The organism is Vulcanococcus sp. Clear-D1 (genome assembly GCF_014654725.1).
Lineage (GTDB): Bacteria > Cyanobacteriota > Cyanobacteriia > PCC-6307 > Cyanobiaceae > Vulcanococcus.
In genome coordinates, this window is sequence record NZ_JACVZV010000023.1 from 1 (window position 1) to 3596 (window position 3596).

General features: G+C 27.3%; 3 protein-coding genes and 1 pseudogene. All 4 read left to right on the forward strand.

The features are described from left to right. Window positions 1-1326: pseudogene (locus tag H9532_RS09295) on the forward strand (Eco57I restriction-modification methylase domain-containing protein); the annotation flags it as partial. A 43-nt stretch (window positions 1327-1369) separates the two neighbouring features. Then, window positions 1370-1636 (forward strand): hypothetical protein, encoded by a 267-nt coding sequence (locus H9532_RS09300; protein ID WP_296367689.1) that lies wholly within the window; start codon window positions 1370-1372, stop codon window positions 1634-1636. Beyond that, complete coding sequence (locus tag H9532_RS09305) at window positions 1627-2040, forward strand: type II toxin-antitoxin system VapC family toxin (protein WP_296367691.1); 414 nt, start codon at window positions 1627-1629, stop codon at window positions 2038-2040. Before H9532_RS09300 ends, H9532_RS09305 begins: the two co-directional genes overlap by 10 nt. A 46-nt stretch (window positions 2041-2086) precedes the next feature. Further along, window positions 2087-3596, forward strand: a 1510-nt coding sequence (locus tag H9532_RS09310; protein ID WP_366664553.1) for a DNA methyltransferase, incomplete at its 3' end; no start/stop codon positions are given.

A 3596-nucleotide genomic window follows, 5' to 3' on the forward strand; every position in this document is an offset into this window, starting at 1 on the left:
AAAAAAGCCGTTGAAGGTTCTCAACAATTTATAGAAGTTTATGAAACTTTTAAAATAATGCAAACTTGTAATCAAACTTATAAAAATAAACAAATGATACAAAAAACTTTAAATATTTTAAATGAGGAGTTAAATGAGTATTTAGCGCGGGAATATGGGATAGATGTTCAGAAGAAGCAGGAGTGGGAAAAGTGGAAATTATCTCATTGTCCTTTTCATTGGTTTGTGGAGTTTTATGGTATTATTAGTCGTGGGGGTTTTGATGTGATTATTGGTAATCCTCCTTATGTGGAATATAGTAAGGTCAAAAAGGATTATGAAATTAAGGGTTATCAAACAGAAAAATGTGGTAATTTGTATGGTTTAACTATCGAAAGAAGTGGTAATATTGCCATTAATAAAAGTTATCTGGGAATGATTGTACAATTACCAATAGTTTGTACTGATAGAATGATATCTTTACAAGCTTATTTAATGCAATATTCCGATTATTTGTATTTTGCTAATTTTGATGATCGTCCTGGTAAATTGTTTGATGGTTTAGAACATATTAGAGCTACAATTGTAATTAGTCAACAAAATATTAATTGTCAAGATAAAAAAGTATATTCAACTAATTACATTCGTTGGTATTCAGAAACTAGAAATATTTTATTTCATAATATAAGCTATCAAAATATTACTAATTATTTGCTAAAAGGTTCTATTCCTAAAATTAATGATGATTTGGGTTTATCTATTTTCAATAAAATTAGTAATTATCAAAAAATAAGTTTAAATTTTCTCAAAAATTCTGATTATATAGCTTATTTTCATAATAGTCCTCAATATTGGATAAGAACTATAAATTTTATCCCCTATTTTTGCAATCAAAAGGAAGGAAATAAAATATCATCACAGGTTAAACCAATATATTTAAAAACAGAATTAGATAGTTTAACTGTAGTAGCTATTTTAAATAGTTCTTTATTTTATTGGTGGTTTATTATTTTATCTGATTGTCGTCATTTAAACATGAGAGAAATAGAAAATTTCCCTGTAGGTTTAGATAAAATGTCTACAGATATTAAAAACCAACTGATAACATTAACAGATAAATTAATGAAAGATTTCCAGAAAAATTCATTTCGCAAAGAAGCATCATACAAAACCACTGGTAAGGTAATTTATGATGAGTATTATCCCAAATTATCCAAACCTATCATAGATGAAATAGATAAGATGTTAGCAGAACATTATGGATTTACAGAAGCAGAATTAGACTTTATCATCAACTATGATATAAAATATCGCCTGGGTAAAGAACTAGAAGAAGACGATAATTGATAAAAGTGTTATAATATGTAAATTAACAACAGGAGTAAACTTTATGAGTGTAAAAGAACTTATTCAAGCAGAAATTGACAAAATACCAGAAGAAGAACTGAATAACCTTTATCAGTGGATAAAAGAATTTACAGATAAAATAAATCATGTAAAAAATGGAATTATATCATCCCCAGAAAAACATCTCTCTAATTCTTACCCTTATCATGATTTAGATTATCTTGCGGGAACATGGAGTGAAGAAGATGAAATTGAATTTTTACTTAATACTAAACAATTTAATGAAATAGATCAAAAATTATGGCAATAAAATCAATTTTAATAGATACAAATGCTTATACTGCTTTTAAACGTCATCAAAATCAAGCAGTTGAAATAATTGAAAATGTAGATATTATTGCCATAAATACAATCATTATAGGAGAATTATTAGGAGGTTTTGCTTTAGGAAATAAACAAGAAACTAACCGTTATGAATTAGAAAAATTTTTAGAATCTAGTAGAATAAAAATATTTCCTATAGATGAAAAAACATCAGAATATTATGCTATAATTTACCATCAATTAAGAAAAAAAGGTAAACCTATACCGACTAATGATATTTGGATTGCAGCTACAGCAATTCAACATGATTTAATCTTATTTACTTATGATAGTGATTTTCAACATATAGAAAATTTAAAATTAGGTAATTGTTTAGCAGATTTTATTTAGGACTAGCGAATAAAGTTTTAAAAACATCTCAGCATAATTAAAAGTGATGACAATTACAGAGATAATTAACACAAAAAATAATAAAATATTAATAGATAAAATCACTAAGAAATTTTATGAAAACTTCAAAAAAGAATATAAAACATTTTTAGATTTTATTGACGGTATCCCCGTCAAATTTGATCAAGAATGGTACGCTTCCTTAATGCTGAACCGTTTAATGTTCATTTACTTTATTCAACGTAAAGGATTTTTAAATAATGATTTAGATTATTTGAGAACCAAATTAAATCAATGTCAAGAAAACAAAGAAAATAATCAGTTTTATTCATTTTATCGTTATTTCCTCCTAAAATTATTTCATCAAGGTTTAGGAAATCAAAACAGAAATACCGAATTAGAAGCACTTTTAGGAAAAGTTCCCTATTTAAACGGGGGTTTATTCACAGTCCATTATTTAGAACAAACCTATCCTCAAATTACAATTCCCGATACCGCTTTTACTCAAATATTCAACTTCTTTGATCAGTATAATTGGTATTTAGATGAAAGACCACTAAAAAATGATCATGAAATTAACCCTGATGTTTTAGGTTATATCTTTGAAAAGTACATTAACCAAAAACAAATGGGAGCATATTACACTAAAGAAGATATCACAGAATATATTAGTAAAAATTGCATTATTCCCTATTTATTTGATGCTGTTAAAAGTGAAAATTACGATTTTTGGAACTTATTAAAAGATTACCCAGAACGCTATATTTATGAAGCAGTCAAAACCGGAGTAGATTTACCATTACCGGAACATATTGCTAGAGGTTTAAATGATGTTTCTCAAAGACAGAATTGGAATCAACCAGCAGATGATAATTATGGTTTACCTACGGAAATTTGGAGAGAATATATTACCAGAAAAACCCGTTATTTAGAAATCAGAGAAAAGCTAGTTAATGGAGAAGTTAATCATATCAATGATTTAATTACTTATAACTTGAATATTCGTCAATTTGCAGAAGATGTCATTAATAATTGTCAAGATCCGCAATTTTTATATAATATCTATGATCAATTAGGTAAAATGTCAATTCTTGACCCTACTTGTGGGAGTGGGGCTTTTTTATTTGCTGCTTTGAATATTCTTGAACCTCTTTATGATGCTTGTTTAGAAAAAATGACCAGTTTTCTAGAGGATAATCATAAGGATCATAAAAAGATGATTCAGCAATTTCGACAAATTTTAAATGATGTGAAATTTCATCATAACCAACGTTATTTTATTCTCAAAAAGATTATGTTAAATAATCTCTATGGGGTGGATATTATGGAGGAAGCGACAGAAATTTGTAAATTACGTTTATTTTTGAAACTAGTAGCACAGGTAACTCCTAATCATAGTTTACCTAATTATGGGATTGAACCTTTACCAGATATTGATTTTAATATTCGTGCGGGTAATAGTTTGGTGGGTTTTGCTAATTATGATCAGGTTAAAAAAGCGGTTGAAGGTTCTCAACAATTGAAGTTAGACTTGTTTAGTGATATGACAAGAATTG

Excerpts from the sequence above, each read along its gene's own strand:
- H9532_RS09300 (WP_296367689.1), top strand. The coding sequence starts at position 1,370 with ATGAGTGTAAAAGAACTTATTCAAGCAGAAATTGACAAAATACCAGAA.
- H9532_RS09305 (WP_296367691.1), top strand. The coding sequence starts at position 1,627 with ATGGCAATAAAATCAATTTTAATAGATACAAATGCTTATACTGCTTTT.